We start from the raw sequence: 17896 nt of genomic DNA on the forward strand, positions 1-17896 counted from the left end.
CCTATTGGAAATTTTTGCCGTCTTCCAATGATTGAATCAATTTCACCCAGGCAAGACGTCAAAAAAAATCTGGTACCTTGAAATCAAGTTGTCTAATGTATTCACAGCAGTCGCTCGGCTCTGCCGAGTGACGATTATCCGGCAGCCCTTCTGGCGGCAAGTGCACGCTTGAATGTGACTACCCCCACGAGCACTGTCATAGAACATTTGTCATTCGGCCTGGATCATAGGGAATACAAGTAGTTCTGGAAGCATGAGAAGAAGCACTTTCAGCGACTACCCGTGCAAAACAGACCCACCGATTTATCTCTGGCGGGTCTGTTTCTGCTTTTGTTAAAATAGATTTTGTACCTATCGGTAGTAGTAACGTAAACCTGGTAACTACCTTATCAACTGAGTGATTATGTGTTTTCGGTACGCACTCTCGCTTCGGAAGAATTACGAAGTACTCGGTATTCGCACGGTCGGCCGCAGCCGTTGCAAACGTGAAGGGATGTGTGCCCCGATTACAAATCAGGCGCGGCCCGGCCCGGGCGAGCGAGGATATTGTCGATTTTATCTGGTGACCCTGTAAGTTATCCCAAACCGCGTCATTTGGGAAGTAGCTTTAAAATCACCACCGTCATATTCATTGTAGTAGTTAGAAAGTCCACGCGCATAGCTTGCGAACACGCCAGTTCTTTGGTACTGAACTGTCGCTTGAAGTTTTGGTCTGACATCGAGATTTATTCCCCATTCTCGTTCAAGCGAAGTGGTAGCGACGCGGTCAGAAACGGTTTCAGCTTTCCCCTCTTCGTAAGAGCGTAATAAATATCCTAAATCAAATCCCGCCGCCAGATCTAAGGAAATTTGGTCTCTTTTTATTCGATATCCAAGGTATGGGGAGATATTGACAAATCGATTAGATAATATTGTTTTACCTACTGCATTTTCAGGGATTGGTGCTATGTTGTTGGTAACGATTACTTTATCTATCAGTACCTTACTGCGCAAATCTTCGTAACTAAGACCAATTCCAGAAATAAAATTACCTCGAGATACTCTCTGTATATGACTCGAAATCCCGTAGGACAACCCTGAAAGTTTACCCAAAACACTGTTTGTGTAGCCTGTGACTTCCCTTGCAAGAGGTGCCGAGAGAAAATAATCAGTATTGATCTGCGATGTCCTTGATGCCGAGGGGCCAGTAAACGAAAACAGCCCGGAGTTTGCAGAAATATACACTTCGGTTTTCTGGGCTAGGGAAGAATCGGCAAAAGCAGCAGTCAGGATTAGCGCCAGAATAGTTAAGTATTTTTTCATAGTTTTTCAATAGTCTTTTTTTGACCCCATTCTTACCGGTGATACTATTTAAGAGAAATTGGTTGGAAACAACCTAAAATATTGCACGCGCTAGCATTAGTTTGAAATCAATACTGCGATGATTTCCTCACCCCCGACAGGTCAAGTTGATTTCAGCGAGTTCCTGGCCTATCTGGTTAATCCCTGCTAAGATTTTTTCGTTTTGCTTGTCTGATGGCTTTTTGTGTCCCTGCACGTATTGCGAAAGTAAGCTAGGGTTCATCCCAATCTTTTCGGCCAGGAATTTCGCATTTATCACTTAATTGTGTTGAAAAAACTGTTTGAAATCAATTTAAAATCATTGTGATTCAAGACTATACCATCTTCTTCAAAATAAAAATTGGCCGCTTCCAGCGCGTTGTCAGTTAGTTCAGATACGGTTCGTCCGGTCGTGAATATTGGATGGTCCTCAGCGAAAGCAGAAAATCCGGTATTGTTTCTTTCCACGATGATCTTGATCTTTTTTTTGCTCGATTTCATGCTCAGCTATTCATGCTCGTAAACTGCGTCATGGCCCAGAAGAAACTGTCGTTGGCGTGGGAAATGGCTATAGGTCTATTCCACTTCAAGTGGCACTTATAGCTTACCATTTAATATCTCCGTCCCTCAGGCTTTATCTGCTTTTGATCGAACCCGTACTGGCCGGGTGCTTTTCTCTTTGATTTCTTTCTCTTTATAAGCACGAATGAATGCACTTATTTCCTGACGGTCTTTGTCGGTCAGAGCTTTACTTTTGATTACAAAGTCGATTCCCTCCGGTTCTTTAATGTATCCCATAATTTTAAGATTTGAAGTATCTGTCAACGAGTAGCTTGGCTGAATCAGTCGGAATAATCATTTTTGATCCCCCCAAAATATAAGCCCCTAAAGTTTTCTGATAGTGTTCAATCAGGCTGGTCTTGGCGGTAAAAGCCACGAAGCCATCAAAACCGTGCTGAAAGGAAACCTTACACGCATGAGCCACTAAATTTCCTGCCACGCCCTCATACAATTTTTCTTTTCCTAAATTAAAGGGAGCATTTTCCAACAAATGCATATATACGTGGTCAGGCTCGATGGACAAGCTTACCAAACCTTGAATAATGCCGGGGTTGTTGAGAATGGTCAGCTTGAAAACTTCCCTCGTTTTGTCCGCTTGCTCTGATCTCCATGTAAAATTCCAGCCGTTCTTTTTGGTGACCTGTTTTAAATCAGTCTTTGTTAGAAATAATACTTTTGTTGTGAAGCTATCACCCGAGATCGTATTTCGAATAGAATCAGTTAGCTTATCTACCTCGAAATCAAGATGTATGGGCTTACTCGTTTTCATTGAGTGAATTTAATGAAATTATTCTACTCGGTCAACACTCATGTTCCTTCACACCACCTGTGTCAGCACGAAGATGATCACAATCGCCGACAGCGATAGTACCAAAGTACCCAGGCTATGCGTCTGATTTCCTTGCTTGATATTCATGCCCGTGAGCTGGGTCATGGCCCAGAAGAAACTGTCGTTGGCATGGGAAATGGCGATGGCCCCGGAGCCGATAGCCAGCACGGCGAAGACCCGCATCTGCTCGCTGTCCAACCCCAGCGCGGCCAGTAGCGGCGCGACGATGGAGGCCGTGGTGATGAGCGCCACCGTAGACGATCCCTGGGCAGTTTTGAGGGCCAGGGCCATCAGGAAGGGCAGGAAAATGCCCCAGGAAGCGGCGTTGAGGTTGTTACTGACGAGCTCGGCGATGCCGGAGTTTTGGAGCATTTTGCCAAATACTCCGCCCGCCCCGGTAATCAGAATTACGGGCGCGGCAATCAGCAGCGATTCACCCACCCAACCCGACGACGAGAGTAGCTTGGCGTCGAACTTCTCGGGCAGACTGAACGACAAAAAGGCCCCGATCAGCAGCGCAATGACCGGACTACCCACAAAGAGCAGAATGGTGGTGAAAGGTCCTTCGCCGAAGGGCAGGGTAGGGTACTTGGCGATGGACGCCAGCACAATCAGCAGCAGCGGAATGATGATGGGCAGAAAAGCCTTGCCCAGCGAAGGCCGCTTGCCGTGCTGAATGTTGCTTTCCACTTCGGCAAAGTGCGGGACGACGTGGACGTGTTTGGTGAAGTACTTCACAAAGAAATAAGCCGGAACCAGAGCCGAAACACTAATCACAATGCCCCAGAAAATCACCATGCCCAGATCGGCGTTCAGGATGCCTGCCGCCGCGATGGGGCCGGGCGTGGGCGGCACCAGCGAGTGGCTGGCCGAAATGCCGAGCGTGAGGGCCACCGTGGTGGAGGCATAGGGTAGTTTGCCTTTGAACGACAACGATTTATTGATCGGATTCATCATGATGAACGCGCTGTCGCCGAAGACCGGAATCGACAGGATATAGCCCGTGACCATCATGGCGATCATCACGGATTTTTCGCCAATGACGGCCAGAATTTTCTGAGCAATCACGAAAGCTCCGCCCGTTTTTTCAAGGAAAGTACCAATCATCACTCCCAGCAGAATGAGGAGTCCGATGCTACCCAATACCCCGCCGAAGCCATCGGAAATGGATTTCAGGATCAGGTCACCATCCATGCCAGCCAGCAAGCCATAAATAATGGCCCCTACGAAAAGGGCCAGAAAGGGGTGGATGTCGAACTTGATGATGGAAATGATAATCAGCGCTAGGGCCAGGATAATCGTCAGGAGGGTGAGCATGGAAGCGGGGAATGGGTTTACTTTTGCCGGATAGTTCTCAAAAGGGCATGTTCCGAAACTTTTACTTGACCTTGCAACCAATATCGTTTGGGCCGGGTCGTTGGGTCTCAGACGAAGGATACTAGACGTTAGATTTTGGATCGCCAGGCGATTCTGTTTTTGATCGGACGGCGTTTTGTCGGTTGATGCATTGCTTTTGAATGTAATGATCCAATATCCAGCGTCCACTATCTAAAATCTAAAATATGCGCTTATCCTTTACCTGTTTCGCCCTTTTTCTCACGCAGTTTGCATTTGGTCAAAGTCAGTTTACCATTAGTGGGTTCGTGCGCGAAGCGGGGAGTCAGGAGCAGTTGCCGGGCGTCAATGTCTACGTGCCGGGAACGCCCTACGGCGTGGTGACCAATACCTACGGATTCTATTCCCTCACGATGCCCGCCAGCGATACGCTGCGGCTACACTATTCTTTTGTGGGCTACGAAAAGGCAGTCAAAGAGCTGAATTTCAATAAGAATATGGAAATCAATGTCCAGCTGACGGGCGTCAACCAACTGGAAGAGGTGACTGTGTCGGCGCGGCGGCAGGAGGACTACGAGAGCCGATCTTCCCAGATGAGTAAGATCGAAATTCCGATTTCCCAAATTAAAAAAGTACCCGCCTTTTTTGGCGAGAAGGACGTCATGAAAGTACTTCAATTGATGCCGGGCGTCCAGAAAGGGACCGAGGGGCAGTCGGGCCTGTACGTGCGCGGCGGTGGACCGGACCAGAACCTCATCATTCTCGACGATGCCGTGGTGTATAACGCCAGCCACCTGTTCGGTTTTTTCTCCATTTTCAACAGTGACGCCCTCAAAAGCGTGGAGCTGACCAAGGGCGGCTTTCCGGCCCAGTACGGCGGGCGGCTGTCGTCGGTATTGGATATGAATATGAAAGAGGGCAGTAAGGAGAAATTCAGCGGCGAGGGCGGCATCGGACTTATTTCCAGTCGGCTGACGCTGGAAGGACCCATCGCGAAGGGCAAGTCGTCATTTCTGGTGTCAGGCAGGCGTACCTACATCGACGTACTGGCTGCCCCGCTCATCGCTTCCCAGCAGTCCGACCAGGTAGACAAGATAAAGCCGGGCTATTATTTCTACGACCTCAACGCCAAGGTCAATTACGACTTCGGGCAGAAAGACAAGGTTTATCTCAGCGGGTACTTTGGCCGCGACCGATTCTACGCCAACGAAACGGGCCCTAACGTCGAGTCGCGCAACGGGCTGGACTGGGGAAACGCCACGGCAACTTTGCGCTGGAATCACCTTTTTGGGCAAAAGCTTTTTGTGAATACTTCCTTGATTGCCAGTAATTTTAATTTCGGCGTGTCGGCCTATAACAAGGAAATCAGCCGTACCGGGGGACTGGATGATGAGTTCAGTCTGGAATACGATTCCCGTATCCGCGATTTTGGGATCAAAGCCGACTTCGACTACTATCCCAATACCAAAAACGCCGTCAAATTTGGAGCGCAGTTGACGGCGCATCGCTTTGTACCCTCCGCCCTGGCCATTCAGGGATCTTTTACGAATGAGGCTATCAAGCGGTCGGTCACGCCCGTCAATGCCATCGAAACCGGGTTGTACGTGCAAGATATCTGGCAGCCCTTCGACGCGCTGAAAATGAACGTCGGGATGCGGCTAAGTACCTTCCAAACCGAATCAAAAACGTATTTCAGGCCCGAGCCGCGCTTTTCAGCGGCCCTGCGGCTGGCGCAGGATTTCTCCTTCAAGGCATCTTATGCCCGGATGAACCAGTACGTTCATCTGCTTTCCAACACCGGCCTGGGCCTGCCCACCGACCTGTGGGTACCTACCACCGACCGCGTGAATCCGCAGCAGTCCGACCAGGTAGCTTTCGGTTTTGCCAAAGACCTGGATCGCCCCGCCCTGACCTTAACCTGGGAAGGGTACTACAAAAACATGGATCAGATTCTGAGCTATAAGGAAGGGGCGTCGTTTCTGAGTTTGTCGGGCGACAACGCCAACGAACTGAGTTGGGAGGATAACGTGACTGCCGGGCGCGGCTGGTCGTACGGGACGGAATTCCTGGTGCAGAAGAAAACCGGGCGGCTCTCGGGTTGGGTCGGCTACACGCTTTCCTGGACCAAATGGAAATTTCCCGAACTGAATTTTGGCGAAACCTTCTACCCGCGTTATGACCGCCGTCACGACGTGTCGGTGGTGGGTATTTTCGAGCTGAGCAAGCGCGTGACGTTGTCGTCCACCTGGGTGTACGGCACGGGCAACGCGCTCACGGTACCGCTTGGGCATTACACGGCTTACTCCGACAATGCCACCAGTCTGATGCCGGGAGCTGGTAGTTTGAACTGGTACGGGCAGGGAGTCAACGAGTACGGGCCGAAGAACTCGTTCCGGGCTGAACCTTACCACCGCCTCGATGTAGCGGTGCAGTTCCACAAGAAGTTGAAGCGGCACGAACGTACCTGGGAGTTTGGAATTTATAACGCATACAACCGCCGCAATCCGTTTTTTTACAATGTAGGAAGAGAGGAGGTCTCGAATACCACCGCTCAACCCAACGGCTCCTACACGAGTAAGACGGTGCTGCAGCGCGTTTCGCTGTTCCCGTTTCTGCCATCGTTCAGTTATAATTTTAAATTCTGAGATGGCTGCCAGCGTTTGGCCGTCGGTTCCTTAAAGCAGTTGAAAGTACCTTAGTTACGACCTTTTTGAAAAGCTGATTTGACAATGAGATATACCTTTTGCTTGCTTCTGCTTGTCCTCACTTCCTGCGAGTCATTGGTGAATACCATTCCCGAAGACCAGCTGCCGCAGGGCGATCCACAGCTAACGATGTTTTGCTACATTTCTCCGCAGGATACCGTCATCCGGGCCAAAGTGAGCCGGTCCAGCCCGGCCTTTGGGGAATACAATAGCGGCGGACAATCTTATTTTTTAGACAATGGCGACACGATTCGCACCAACCAGCCGCTCGCGACCGCTACGGTAGCGATCAGCGATGGGCAGACAACCGTTAATTTGCCGTATCAAAAGCGCAATCAGACTTTCGAAATCCCGGTGAGTCAGTTTCCGATCCGGGCGGGACAGACCTACACGCTCACAGTGACCGAAGGGGGGCAGAAGGCACAAGCTACCTGCACCGTGCCGAAAAATCAGGTGCCTGTCAAGAGCTATACGTTGGATTCAATGATTGCGAACCGGGCTGGAAGTACCCGAATGGTGTACGTCACCAATTTTACCTGGGACGATCCGGCGGGCGCGGCTAACTACTACCGGGTCAATGTATACGAAGTGATCGACGCGCCTACTTTCAGGCTCAATCAAGCGGATAATAAATATTACGAATACCGGCAGACCTTTATCAATAACTACCGGGTCGATCGGAATAACTTCCGCAGTGCATTCCAAAATGACAAAAACTTGGACGGGACGACTTTTTCCTCCCCTCAATTCGAGAGTTATAGCAGCCTTTCTGAGTATAACCGAATCATTACGGTGGATGGCAAACCCGTATTCCCCAGTCGACCTGCCGAGAGGGTGGGCATATTCCTGGAAATTTATAATGTGGATGCTCCCTACTATGAGTTCCACCGCTCCCTGGAAGACTACAACGGGGATAATCCGTTCACGGAGCCGTCTCTGATCTATACCAATGTGAAAGGAGGGCTGGGCGTTTTTGCCAGTTATAACCGAAGTGTGAAGGTCATCAAACCGTAGGATTCGAGGAAACGGGTCGTATTTTTGCGATTGACTCACCCAATTTCAAATCCCGAAAATTATGAAGAAACTACTCGTTGTATTCTTACTCGCGGGGACCATGTCTGCCTGCGGCAATAACGACTCGACCCAAAACCTGCGCGATAACGAAACACCCGTCACCGCGGAAGACGAGGTGGACAATCGCCAGATTCCGCCCGACACCCTGGCGATCGATACCACAGCCATCCGTTAATTAAAAATGAGGGATCGATAGCATAAATGTGCGAAAGCAACATTCTATCAATCCCTCATTCATACATTCAAAATTATTTACTTCATCGCATCCTGAATGGCCTGAATTCTTTGCAGGTGCATTTCCAGGGTAGGCAAGGTTTTGGAAGCGAAAGCCTTAAGGTCGGCATTATTGCCGTCGTTGGCTTCTTCCCTGAAAGCGTCGACATCCTTTTTGTGGTCTTTCACCATCATGTCCACGTAGGCTTCATCGAACTCTTTGCCCGTCTTCTTGGCCATCTCGTCGTATTTTTCCTGCATGTCGTTACCCATGGTAGTGGGCAGCATGATGTTTTTCTGGGCAGCGAGCGATTTCAGCTCTTCGTTGGCTTTGCTGTGGTCATCGACCATCATCTTGCCAAATTCCTTGACATCAGCGGATGAGCCGTTCATTTGAGCCAGTTCGCCCATTTTAACTTCCATCATGCCACCATTGGCAGCTTCCACGGCAAATTCCGCGTCGTCCTCCATTGACTCGCTGAGGTTGTCTTCGTTAATTTCTTCGGCTTGCTCGGTGCTGTCGTTGTTATCGTTGCTGTCGCAGGCGGCAGTTGCGAAGACAGAAGCGGCCAGCATTACATTAAACAAGATCCTTTTCATAGTGTTGTTAAACGTTTAGTTTATGGGGAAAACAGATTTTTCCTTTTCCTAAAATTCCTGTGCCAGAAACCCGATCGTGAGCAAATGCTTATATTTGACCCCGCCGTTCGCAGTGGACGGGGCAAATACTTTTCCCAAAGACTTCATTTGTTCTTTAATTCTAACTTAACCCCCCCTTCATCATTCTCCATGGAAATACTAGGTATCGACATCGGCGGTTCGGGCATCAAAGGTGCTCCTGTGGACATTATAACGGGCGAACTCACCGCCGAACGCTTCCGCATTCCCACCCCTTCGCCCTCCAAACCCGCACTGGTAGCCAAGGTAATCAAGGAGATTGTCGATCATTTTGAGTGGAAAGGCCCGGTGGGCTGCGGCTTCCCGACTGTCATCGACAAGGGAATCGCGCGTGGACACAGCAACATGGACCCCGAGTGGGTGGGAGTACACATCGAGGAGTTGTTCCGAAAGCAAACCGGGTTGCCCTTTAAGGTTATCAATGATGCTGATGCTGCCGGACTAGCCGAAATGAGCTTCGGAGCAGGCATCGGCAAGCTGGGGCTGGTTTTCGTGCTGACACTGGGTACGGGCATCGGCTCGGGTGTCTTTCTGGACGGACGGTTGATTCCCAATTTTGAGTTGGGACGGCTGCTGTATACCAATGGGAAGCCCATCGAGTACTACGCCTCCGACGCGGCCCGCCAGCGCAAGGAACTTACCTACAAAAAATGGGGCAAGCGGATAGATGTCTTCCTGCACCATATCGTACGCTTGTTTTCACCTGACCTGATCATTTTGGGCGGGGGAGCCAGCAAGAAGTACCACAAGTTCGAAGACATTCTGACTATCGACGTGCCCATTCTGGTGGCCGAAACCCGCAACGAAGCCGGGATCATCGGAGCGGCCATGGCGGGAGTTGGCTTAATGGAGAAGGAAGAATGATGACCGGGCTGGCGTCCCGGTGATGAATGCTATTGCTTTTCTGCTCTGCAACCTGGCAGCTACTTCAAAAAATAACCATGTACAAAAACAAAAGTACCAGCAGAACCGCCACAATTTGAATCCAGCGGCTTTGCCTGGGAAATTCATAGCTGCAGACAGGACAGCTGCGGCTGTCGCTCGGTATCATCATTGCGCAGGAAGGGCATTCCATTTTTTTTGCACTCATAACGGCTGGGTTTGGGGACATTTCAGGTCAGATGTTTTCGGCAAATTTTTTAGAATCAATAAACACATTTCCTTGGAAAGAATTCGACCTGGCGTCTTTCATCTGAAAAAATTGGGTGCATGAGCCAACCTTCCCGAAAATTCTATATCCGTTTGCTGGATTTTGCGTCGACGATGTCATGGAAAAATGTCTACCGCTTTTCCGGCTTTCTCAATTTTTTGATTTCCAGAATTTTCGGCTACCGGAAAAAAGTGGTTCTGCAGAACTTGCGCCGTAGCTTTCCGCAGAAGAGCGAAACCGAGATTCTTGCCACTGCACGCCGGTTCTACGGTCATCTCTCCGACCTTATTTTTGAAACGGTAAAGTATCGAACTTGTCCGCCCGAAGAGGTACTCGAACGCATTGAAGGTGATATCAGCCTGGTGGATCGGCTGTACGCCGAAGGGAAAAACATTCTTTTCCTGATGGGCCACCGGGGCAACTGGGAATTGGCCAATCTCTTTTCTTCATTGCGTTTTTCGCACGAATGCTTGGTTGTTTATCGGCCTCTGGCTAATCCCGATTTTGACCAATGGTACTTTGATCTTCGCACCCGCTTCGGGGCCAGGATGATTCCCATGAACGACATTGCCGCCGAACTCCGCAAGCCACGCGACAGGCCCTACGCAGTGGTGCTGGCCAACGACCAGTCCCCCCCGCCTGAGTCAGCTTTCTGGACTAATTTTTTACATCAGGAAACCGGATTTTTCCGGGGGGGCGAAATCCTGGCCCGTCGTAACGGCCTGGCGGTTCTTTACGCCGACTTCAGCCGGATAGAGGGCAAGCGTGGTTTTTTTCAAGTCGAGATCTCGCTGATCTGCGAGCATTGTCGCGACCTACCCAAAAACGAAATATTGGAAAGGCAAATCCGATTGCTGGAAAGGGATATCCGCCAACAACCCTTCAACTGGTTGTGGAGCCATCGGCGGTGGAAGCACAGGCGGCCCTGATTAAAATATCTCTTGGTCTGAGACATTTTTGAAATTCACTCTTAAAAAAAATTAAACAGTTGTTTGATTTTGAAATTATTCCCTTACTTTTGCAAAAGATAAATCGAACATGGCAGAGGAGAAGCAGGACGCAGAAATAAAAATAAAGGAAGCCGCTCGCCGGGTATTCCTGGCGCAGGGGTACGAAGGGACGAAGATGCGGCAGATCGCCGAAGCAGCGGGTGTCAACCTGGCCATGATCAACTATTATTTCCGCAGCAAAGAGCAACTCTTCAATAGTATTTACGCCGAAACCTTTTCCCAGTTCATCGGCCAGGTTGTTCAACTTATTAATGAATCTACCCCATTAGAGGTCAAGGTATGGAAGATTGTGGATCGCTATTGTGACTTCCTTGTAGAGAACCCACTGGTACCCGGCTTTATTTTATCTAAGCAGCGTGTGGATGGTGGAGAATTCTTCAAAAAACTTGACGTACGTGGAGTAATTGAAAACTCAGTATTCAAGAAACAGTTAGCTGAGGAAACCGAGAAAGGAAATATCAGATCCACCGATCCTCTTCAAGTGATTACTGTAATTTTAGGCAGCCTTGTATTCCCAATTATGGCGCAGCAAGTAGTGTCCTATGTAGGTGGATTGGACAATAAGGGTTTCAGAGAGTTCATGGAAGAACGCAAGCAGATCATCCCCGAAATGATCATGGCGTACCTGAAAGTGAAATAAATTTTTTTTTGCCCTAAAAATAAACAGATGTTTAGATCAAACGTTTGATTGTCATGAAAAGGTACTTTTCTTATTTTCTATTTCTTGTGGGCTGGTCTGTACAAGCCCAGTCGGTCGTAACGCTGGAGCAATGCTATGAAGCGGCTAGAGCCAACTACCCCTTGCTGAAGCAGAAAGAAATCCTGGCGCGGAATGGAGAGTTGGCGATCGGGAGCTTGAATCTGAACCGGCAATTGCCCCAACTTGCGCTCAACGGGCAGGCTACCTGGCAGTCGCAGGTGACAAAACTACCCATCGAACTACCCAACTTTTCAATTCCCACCCTCAGCAAAGACCAGTACAGGCTCACTCTGGATGCCAGCTACGCCCTTTACGACGGCAACCTAAGCCAGCTGCAGACCGAAGTGCAACGGGCCAGTACCGCCACCGCCCAGCAGCAGGTAGAGATCGAATTGAATCGGCTGAAAGATCAGGTAAACGGCTTATTTCTGAATGCCCTGCTCACAGACGAAAATAGGGTACTTACCCGGGCTCTGCTTGCTAACCTCGAGAATCGACTGGAAAAACTTCGGGCCAACGTGCGTTTCGGTACGGTAGCACAGATGGACGCGGATGCGCTGGAGGCCGAGCTTCTTACCGCCGGACAGCGACTTGCCCAACTCGACGCCACCCGCACTGGACTACGCGAATCGCTGGCTTTATTAACGGACCTGCCTATTTCGGACAGCACCCAACTGGTAGTTGAAGAAGTACCCAATGCTGCCGGGGGTGTGGGCACAGCCGAATTGGGAAGGCCCGAACTGCAATTGTACCGGGCGCAGCGATCGCTTTACGACGCCCAATTTCAGCTTTCAGGTAACAAAGCGAAGCCCCGTTTGAGCCTTTTCGCGCAGGGTGGTGCCGGTAGGCCGGGCCTGAACATGCTGAGCAATGACTTTAGAAGTTTCTTCATAGGCGGCCTGCGACTGAATTGGAATCTTTCCTCCGCCTATACCCTGAACAACGACCGCCAGATGATTACTCTCAACCGGCAAACCGTGGACATTCAGCAAGCTACTTTCGAGAAAAATCTCAGCGTGCAACTTCGCCAGCAGCAGACTGAAATTGACAAACTTGCCGCGCAGCTTGCCGCTGATGCTGAGATCGTAGCCTTGCGCAGCCGGGTCCGTGAAGCGGCCGCCGTGCAGCTCGACAACGGAGCCATTGCGGCCCGCGACTATACTACCGAGCTCAACGCTGAAAACCAGGCCCAATTGAATCAAAAACTGCACGAGTTGCAGTTGCTCCTGGCCAGGATTCAGTACCGGACTTTAATGGGAAACTGATTTTCGTATAAACCAATAAACTCATGAAGCGCCATTCTATTTTTTTACTTGCCGGGTTGGTAACGCTGGTAGCATGCCGCCCTGACTCGGACACCGCCGATGCCTATGGGAATTTCGAGGCTGTCGAAACTACCGTCTCCGCCCAGGCGACCGGCGAGCTGTATAGTTTTACCGTTCAGGAAGGTGAATCCCTGGATTCCGGGCAGACGGTCGGAAGTATCGACACGGAACAACTGGAATTGCGGAAAGCCCAACTACTTGCCAGCAAACAGGCCGTGCAAAGCCGGGCGCCCAATGTGTCAGCGCAGCTTTCGGCCTACGAACAACAGATAGCCGTACAAGAGCAACAGCGCAATACTCTGCTGCGCGAGCAGAAACGCAGCCAGAACCTGGTAGCCGCCGGGGCCGCACCCACCAAGCAGCTCGATGATATCAATGCGCAACTCGAAACGCTGGATCGGCAAATTGCCCTCACCCGGCAGCAGCGCGCCGCCCAGGCCTCGGCCCTGAATACCCAGCGCAGCGGTACCGTGGCCGAAACTGCTCCGCTGGCCGAGCAGGTAAAACAACTGGACGATCAGATTGCCAAGGCGTCGGTCGTGAACCCGGTCGGCGGTACCGTGACGGTCAAGTACGCTGAACCCGGCGAGGTAGTTAGTTATGGCAAACCGCTGTACAAAATCGCGACACTTGACAACATTACCCTCCGCGCCTACGTCGGAGGCGACCAGCTCGTGAACGTAAAACCCGGGCAGTGCGTACAGGTGAGCGTGGACGCACCGGAGGGAGCGCTAAAAACCTATGATGGCGTGGTGACCTGGATTTCCAGCAAAGCCGAGTTTACGCCCAAAGTTATTCAGACGAAAGAAGAGCGGGTGAATCTGGTATACGCCATGAAAATCATCGTCAAAAACGATGGCGGCCTGAAAATAGGGATGCCCGGCGAAGTGCGGTTTGGCGAACAGGCAGGAAAATGATTGAAGTAGAAAACATATCGAAAGCCTACGGTGAAACCAGGGCGGTACAGGACGTGTCGCTCAGTGTGGAAGCGGGTGAACTTTTCGGACTAATCGGACCGGACGGGGCGGGGAAGACTACTTTGTTCAAAATTCTGGTAACGCTGTTGTTACCCGACGCCGGGCGAGCCACCGTAGCCGGGCGCGATGTGGTAAAAGACTTCCGGGCGTTGCGATCCATGGTGGGCTACATGCCGGGGCGTTTTTCACTCTACCCCGATTTGAGCGTGGAGGAAAACCTGCATTTTTTTGCCACCGTTTTCGGAACCACAATTGCCGCCAACTACAACCTCATCCGCGAGATTTATGTCCAGTTGGAGCCGTTTAAAAATCGCCGCGCGGGCGCCTTATCGGGCGGAATGAAACAGAAACTAGCCCTTTGCTGCGCCCTGATTCACAAGCCGGAGGTACTTTTTCTGGACGAACCAACCACGGGTGTGGATGCGGTATCGCGCAAGGAATTCTGGGAGATGCTCGGTAGTTTGAAAAAGCGCGGACTGACGATCCTGGTTTCGACGCCTTACATGGACGAAGCCAGCCTTTGCGACCGCATCGCGCTCATGCAAACCGGAAAACTACTGGCGATCGACACGCCTTCGGGCGTAGAAAAGCTTTTCAAAAAACCGCTTTTTGCGGTGAAGGCCAATGACACGTATCGCCTGATTCAGGATTTACGGCAGGCCCCGTTTACGATCACCTGCTACGCCTTTGGCGAATTCCTGCATCTGACTACGCGGGATGGCTTTTCAGAACAGCAGATTGCTCACTACCTGGCCGAACGACAACACCAGGCAGTAGAAATCCGACCCATCGAGGCGGGTATCGAGGATAGTTTTATGGATTTGATGCAGCATGGATAAAGCCGTCACAACCCATAAGCTGACCAAGAAATTCGGCGACTTCGTAGCGACGGACGAGATTACGTTCGAGGTAGCGCAGGGTGAGATTTTTGGCTTCCTGGGCGCAAACGGCGCGGGCAAAACTACCGCCATGCGCATGTTGTGCGGACTACTGACACCTACCTCGGGCGAGGCAACCGTGGCGGGCTATGACGTGTACACGCAACCTGAACAAATCAAACAACGAATCGGCTACATGAGTCAGCGGTTTTCGCTATACGAGGACCTGACGGTGCGGGACAATATCCGCTTTTATGGCGGCATCTACGGGCTGAGCCGAGCCGAGCTGAAAACCAAATCGGCCAGCATCATCCGTGAACTAGGTTTGGATAGCGTCGCCGATGCTCTGGTCGAATCTTTGCCTTTGGGCTGGAAACAGCGGTTAGCCTTTTCGGTGGCACTAATTCACGATCCGAAAGTGGTTTTTCTGGACGAACCGACGGGCGGGGTGGACCCGATTACCCGGCGGCAGTTTTGGGACAAAATATACGAAGCTGCCCACAACGGTACTACGATTTTCGTCACGACGCACTACATGGACGAGGCCGAATACTGCGACCGCGTCTCTATTATGGTCGATGGCCGCATCAAAGCCCTCGACACCCCCACTGAACTCAAACGTACCTACGGCGTCGATTCAATGGACGGCGTGTTCCAGATTCTGGCCAGAGGGACATCGGGAAAGTAGGGGCGAACCTGTGTGTTCGCCCTGCGTGCGCCAGCCATCGGGCGAACACATAAGTTCGCCCCTACAAATCAATAACCAAATGAAACGTTTCCTTGCCTTCGTCAAAAAAGAATTCTTCCACATCCTGCGGGATCGGCGGACGCTGCTGATTTTGTTCGGCATGCCGCTGGCGATGGTATTGCTGTTTGGCTTTGCCTTGACCAACGAAATCAAAAACGCCAAAATCGCCGTGCTGGACCTTGACCACGGTCCGCACAGCCGTCAAATCACCGACCGATTATTGTCGTCGGGGTACTTTCAGCTGATCCAAAACCTGAATGCTTCTCGTGACATAGAACCTGCCTTTCGGCGTGGAAAGGTGAAGTTGGTCGTAGTTTTTCCACCAAATTTCTCGCAGGATTTTGCCCGCAACGACACTGAGGCGCAGGTGCAGCTTCTGGCCGATGCCTCGGAGCAAAATACAGCGATCAGCCTCACCAACTATGCGACCAACATTATTCAAAACTACAAAAGCGAACAGGCGCCCCCCGGTACCGTGGCTCCTATGCAAATCGATGTGCAGCCGCGCATGGTCTTCAATCCCGAACTGCGCGGGGCGTTCGTCTTCGTACCGGGCGTGATGGCAATGGTGTTGCTGTTAGTGTCGGCGCTGATGACATCGGTCACGATTGCCCGTGAGAAAGAAATGGGTACGATGGAAGTACTTATGGTGTCGCCGCTATCGCAATTGCAGATTTTGTTTGGGAAAGTACTGCCCTATCTGCTGTTATCGTTCATCAACGGCTGTGTCATTATAGCGTTGGGGGTGTTCTTGCTGGGCATTCCGCTCAACGGTAGTTTACTGCTGTTGCTGGCCGAAACACTGCTATTTACCTTTCTGTCGCTCTCGCTGGGTCTGTTGATCTCCACAATTGCGGACACGCAGTTGGTAGCCATGTTCGCTTCCCTGCTGGTCTTGCTGATGCCAACTATTTTCTTGTCGGGCTTCATTTTTCCCATCGAAAGCATGCCGCGTTTCCTGCAATTTGTCTCAAATATCATCCCCGCCAAGTACTTCATTGAGATTGTCAAAGGCATCATGATTAAGGGCATCGGGCTGGACCTATTGTGGAAGCCAACACTGTTACTTCTTGGAATGTCCGCCTTCCTGATGGCAGTAAGTCTGCGAAACTTGAAACCAAGGTTAAATCAATGATGAGTGGGCAGTGATGAATGATTTACATCATCACCACATGGTTTGCCCCGTCCTCCATTCATCGTTCATCACTCCTCATTATGCAACGCATACTCTACATGATCGAAAAGGAGTTCAAGCAGCTTCGGCGCAACAAGGTGCTGTTGCGGATGATGCTGGCAGCTCCCGTAATGCAATTGATACTGCTGGCCTACGCCGCTAATTTCGAGGTCAAGAACCTCAAAATTGCCATCGTGGATCAGGATCATACCACTTACGCGCAGCGGCTGGCGGGCAAGTTCCGTTATGCGGAACGCCGCCAGATCGGTAATTTTCTATTCCAGGGCTATTTGCCCAATTCAAAATCGGCCTACGAAGAACTTCTGGCTGGCCGCGCCGACCTGGTGTTGATTATTCCGCCGCACTTCGAGCGAGATTTGGGAAAAGAAAACCAAGCGTCAGTGCAGTTGTTGGTCAACGCCATCGACGGCACCAAGGGCGGTATTGCTTCGGGCTACGCGCAAACCATTATCCGGGACTTCAACCTTGCAATCCGTACCGAAAACATTGACTTTGATGCGGGTAGTTTGGCAGGGTTGAATGTAACAAACCAGTATTGGTACAATCCTCGACTGGAATACAAAACCTTCATGGTGCCGGGAATTTTGTTTGAGTTGATGCTGCTGATCGGCGGGATGATCGCGGCCCTCAACATCGTGCGCGAGAAGGAAATCGGCACGCAGGAGCAACTCAACGTGACGCCGATTAAAAAGCACGAATTCATTCTGGGGAAGCTCACGCCCTTCGTGATCATCGGACTCATCCAGTTCACGCTGGGGCTGGTGGTGGGAAGGTTCCTTTTTCAGATTCCCATCGAAGGTAGTTTGCTGCTGATTTACGGTTTTGCCTTTTTGTTCATGCTGCTGTCCGTTGGTTTGGGACTACTCATTTCGGCGATTTCTGACACGCAGCAGCAGGCGATGTTCGTAGTGTTTTTCTGCCTGGTCATCTTCATTTTATTGAGCGGCCTGTTTTCCTCGACGCAGGATATGCCACAATGGGCGCAGTACCTCAATCTGCTCAATCCGCTCAAATACATTATCGAGGTAGGGCGCAACGTCCTCCTGAAAGGCAGTACTTTACGGGATATGCAGTCTCAGTTCTTCACCTTGCTGGGCATGGCAATTGCTTTAATTGGCCTGGCATCCTGGCGATATCGAAAGACGGTATAGGAAGTGGCAAAGTTCTTAAGTACCAAAGTACCGTAGTAAAGAGTAGG

General features: G+C 50.7%; 17 protein-coding genes. 12 read left to right on the forward strand and 5 right to left on the reverse strand.

Features of this window, described 5'->3' with window-relative positions; all coding sequences use genetic code 11:
- Nucleotides 1-555 precede the first annotated feature (555 nt).
- The 4 genes from IE117_RS06065 to IE117_RS06080 form a co-directional block, all read right to left on the reverse strand.
- Entirely contained in the window at nucleotides 556-1302 is a 747-nt protein-coding gene (locus tag IE117_RS06065) for an outer membrane beta-barrel protein (protein ID WP_189563412.1), read from the reverse strand.
- A 645-nt stretch (nucleotides 1303-1947) separates the two neighbouring features.
- Complete coding sequence (locus IE117_RS06070) at nucleotides 1948-2118, reverse strand: hypothetical protein (RefSeq protein ID WP_189563413.1); 171 nt, start codon at nucleotides 2116-2118, stop codon at nucleotides 1948-1950.
- A 4-nt stretch (nucleotides 2119-2122) separates the two neighbouring features.
- Nucleotides 2123-2650, reverse strand: coding sequence for a hypothetical protein (locus IE117_RS06075; protein ID WP_189563414.1), 528 nt, complete (start codon nucleotides 2648-2650; stop codon nucleotides 2123-2125).
- A gap of 48 nt (nucleotides 2651-2698) precedes the next feature.
- Complete coding sequence (locus tag IE117_RS06080; RefSeq protein WP_189563415.1) at nucleotides 2699-4027, reverse strand: GntP family permease; 1329 nt, start codon at nucleotides 4025-4027, stop codon at nucleotides 2699-2701.
- A 245-nt stretch (nucleotides 4028-4272) separates the two neighbouring features.
- On the opposite strand from IE117_RS06080, the gene IE117_RS06085 reads away from it, so the two are divergent.
- The 3 genes from IE117_RS06085 (at nucleotide 4273) to IE117_RS06095 (ending at nucleotide 7999) form a co-directional block, all read left to right on the forward strand.
- On the forward strand, nucleotides 4273-6690 hold the full coding sequence (locus IE117_RS06085) for a TonB-dependent receptor (protein WP_189563416.1): 2418 nt from the start codon (nucleotides 4273-4275) through the stop codon (nucleotides 6688-6690).
- An 84-nt stretch (nucleotides 6691-6774) separates the two neighbouring features.
- Nucleotides 6775-7764 (forward strand): DUF4249 domain-containing protein, encoded by a 990-nt coding sequence (locus IE117_RS06090; RefSeq protein ID WP_189563417.1) that lies wholly within the window; start codon nucleotides 6775-6777, stop codon nucleotides 7762-7764.
- A 61-nt stretch (nucleotides 7765-7825) separates the two neighbouring features.
- Entirely contained in the window at nucleotides 7826-7999 is a 174-nt protein-coding gene (locus tag IE117_RS06095) for a putative periplasmic lipoprotein (protein WP_189563418.1), read from the forward strand.
- A gap of 77 nt (nucleotides 8000-8076) precedes the next feature.
- Here the strand turns inward: IE117_RS06095 and IE117_RS06100 are convergent, their stop codons facing one another.
- Nucleotides 8077-8637 (reverse strand): DUF4142 domain-containing protein, encoded by a 561-nt coding sequence (locus IE117_RS06100; protein WP_189563419.1) that lies wholly within the window; start codon nucleotides 8635-8637, stop codon nucleotides 8077-8079.
- Nucleotides 8638-8826: 189 nt separating this feature from the next.
- Between IE117_RS06100 and ppgK the strand changes: the two genes are divergently transcribed.
- The 9 genes from ppgK (at nucleotide 8827) to IE117_RS06145 (ending at nucleotide 17849) form a co-directional block, all read left to right on the forward strand.
- Complete coding sequence (gene ppgK / locus IE117_RS06105) at nucleotides 8827-9579, forward strand: polyphosphate--glucose phosphotransferase (RefSeq protein ID WP_189563420.1); 753 nt, start codon at nucleotides 8827-8829, stop codon at nucleotides 9577-9579.
- A gap of 345 nt (nucleotides 9580-9924) precedes the next feature.
- A complete protein-coding gene (locus IE117_RS06110) occupies nucleotides 9925-10794 on the forward strand; it encodes a lysophospholipid acyltransferase family protein (RefSeq protein ID WP_189563421.1) in 870 nt (289 codons plus the stop codon).
- A gap of 109 nt (nucleotides 10795-10903) precedes the next feature.
- Nucleotides 10904-11515, forward strand: coding sequence for a TetR/AcrR family transcriptional regulator (locus tag IE117_RS06115; RefSeq protein WP_189563422.1), 612 nt, complete (start codon nucleotides 10904-10906; stop codon nucleotides 11513-11515).
- A 53-nt stretch (nucleotides 11516-11568) separates the two neighbouring features.
- A complete protein-coding gene (locus IE117_RS06120; protein ID WP_189563423.1) occupies nucleotides 11569-12840 on the forward strand; it encodes a TolC family protein in 1272 nt (423 codons plus the stop codon).
- Between the two features lie 23 nt (nucleotides 12841-12863).
- Nucleotides 12864-13817 (forward strand): HlyD family secretion protein, encoded by a 954-nt coding sequence (locus IE117_RS06125; RefSeq protein WP_189563424.1) that lies wholly within the window; start codon nucleotides 12864-12866, stop codon nucleotides 13815-13817.
- The gene (locus IE117_RS06130) at nucleotides 13814-14716 is read left to right on the forward strand and encodes an ABC transporter ATP-binding protein (protein ID WP_189563425.1); all 903 of its coding nucleotides are present in this window, start codon (nucleotides 13814-13816) and stop codon (nucleotides 14714-14716) included. The genes IE117_RS06125 and IE117_RS06130 overlap by 4 nt, the downstream gene beginning before the upstream one ends.
- Nucleotides 14709-15443, forward strand: coding sequence for an ABC transporter ATP-binding protein (locus IE117_RS06135; protein WP_189563426.1), 735 nt, complete (start codon nucleotides 14709-14711; stop codon nucleotides 15441-15443). Before IE117_RS06130 ends, IE117_RS06135 begins: the two co-directional genes overlap by 8 nt.
- Nucleotides 15444-15522: 79 nt before the next feature.
- Nucleotides 15523-16638, forward strand: coding sequence for an ABC transporter permease (locus IE117_RS06140; RefSeq protein WP_189563427.1), 1116 nt, complete (start codon nucleotides 15523-15525; stop codon nucleotides 16636-16638).
- An 80-nt stretch (nucleotides 16639-16718) separates the two neighbouring features.
- On the forward strand, nucleotides 16719-17849 hold the full coding sequence (locus IE117_RS06145; protein ID WP_189563428.1) for an ABC transporter permease: 1131 nt from the start codon (nucleotides 16719-16721) through the stop codon (nucleotides 17847-17849).
- Nucleotides 17850-17896: the final 47 nt, after the last annotated feature.

The organism is Persicitalea jodogahamensis (genome assembly GCF_014651615.1).
Classification (GTDB): Bacteria; Bacteroidota; Bacteroidia; order Cytophagales; family Spirosomataceae; genus Persicitalea; species Persicitalea jodogahamensis.

Excerpts from the sequence above, each read along its gene's own strand:
- IE117_RS06065 (WP_189563412.1), bottom strand. The coding sequence starts at position 1,302 with ATGAAAAAATACTTAACTATTCTGGCGCTAATCCTGACTGCTGCTTTT.
- IE117_RS06070 (WP_189563413.1), bottom strand. The coding sequence starts at position 2,118 with ATGGGATACATTAAAGAACCGGAGGGAATCGACTTTGTAATCAAAAGT.
- IE117_RS06075 (WP_189563414.1), bottom strand. The coding sequence starts at position 2,650 with ATGAAAACGAGTAAGCCCATACATCTTGATTTCGAGGTAGATAAGCTA.
- IE117_RS06080 (WP_189563415.1), bottom strand. The coding sequence starts at position 4,027 with ATGCTCACCCTCCTGACGATTATCCTGGCCCTAGCGCTGATTATCATT.
- IE117_RS06085 (WP_189563416.1), top strand. The coding sequence starts at position 4,273 with ATGCGCTTATCCTTTACCTGTTTCGCCCTTTTTCTCACGCAGTTTGCA.
- IE117_RS06090 (WP_189563417.1), top strand. The coding sequence starts at position 6,775 with ATGAGATATACCTTTTGCTTGCTTCTGCTTGTCCTCACTTCCTGCGAG.
- IE117_RS06095 (WP_189563418.1), top strand. The coding sequence starts at position 7,826 with ATGAAGAAACTACTCGTTGTATTCTTACTCGCGGGGACCATGTCTGCC.
- IE117_RS06100 (WP_189563419.1), bottom strand. The coding sequence starts at position 8,637 with ATGAAAAGGATCTTGTTTAATGTAATGCTGGCCGCTTCTGTCTTCGCA.
- ppgK (WP_189563420.1), top strand. The coding sequence starts at position 8,827 with ATGGAAATACTAGGTATCGACATCGGCGGTTCGGGCATCAAAGGTGCT.
- IE117_RS06110 (WP_189563421.1), top strand. The coding sequence starts at position 9,925 with ATGAGCCAACCTTCCCGAAAATTCTATATCCGTTTGCTGGATTTTGCG.
- IE117_RS06115 (WP_189563422.1), top strand. The coding sequence starts at position 10,904 with ATGGCAGAGGAGAAGCAGGACGCAGAAATAAAAATAAAGGAAGCCGCT.
- IE117_RS06120 (WP_189563423.1), top strand. The coding sequence starts at position 11,569 with ATGAAAAGGTACTTTTCTTATTTTCTATTTCTTGTGGGCTGGTCTGTA.
- IE117_RS06125 (WP_189563424.1), top strand. The coding sequence starts at position 12,864 with ATGAAGCGCCATTCTATTTTTTTACTTGCCGGGTTGGTAACGCTGGTA.
- IE117_RS06130 (WP_189563425.1), top strand. The coding sequence starts at position 13,814 with ATGATTGAAGTAGAAAACATATCGAAAGCCTACGGTGAAACCAGGGCG.
- IE117_RS06135 (WP_189563426.1), top strand. The coding sequence starts at position 14,709 with ATGGATAAAGCCGTCACAACCCATAAGCTGACCAAGAAATTCGGCGAC.
- IE117_RS06140 (WP_189563427.1), top strand. The coding sequence starts at position 15,523 with ATGAAACGTTTCCTTGCCTTCGTCAAAAAAGAATTCTTCCACATCCTG.
- IE117_RS06145 (WP_189563428.1), top strand. The coding sequence starts at position 16,719 with ATGCAACGCATACTCTACATGATCGAAAAGGAGTTCAAGCAGCTTCGG.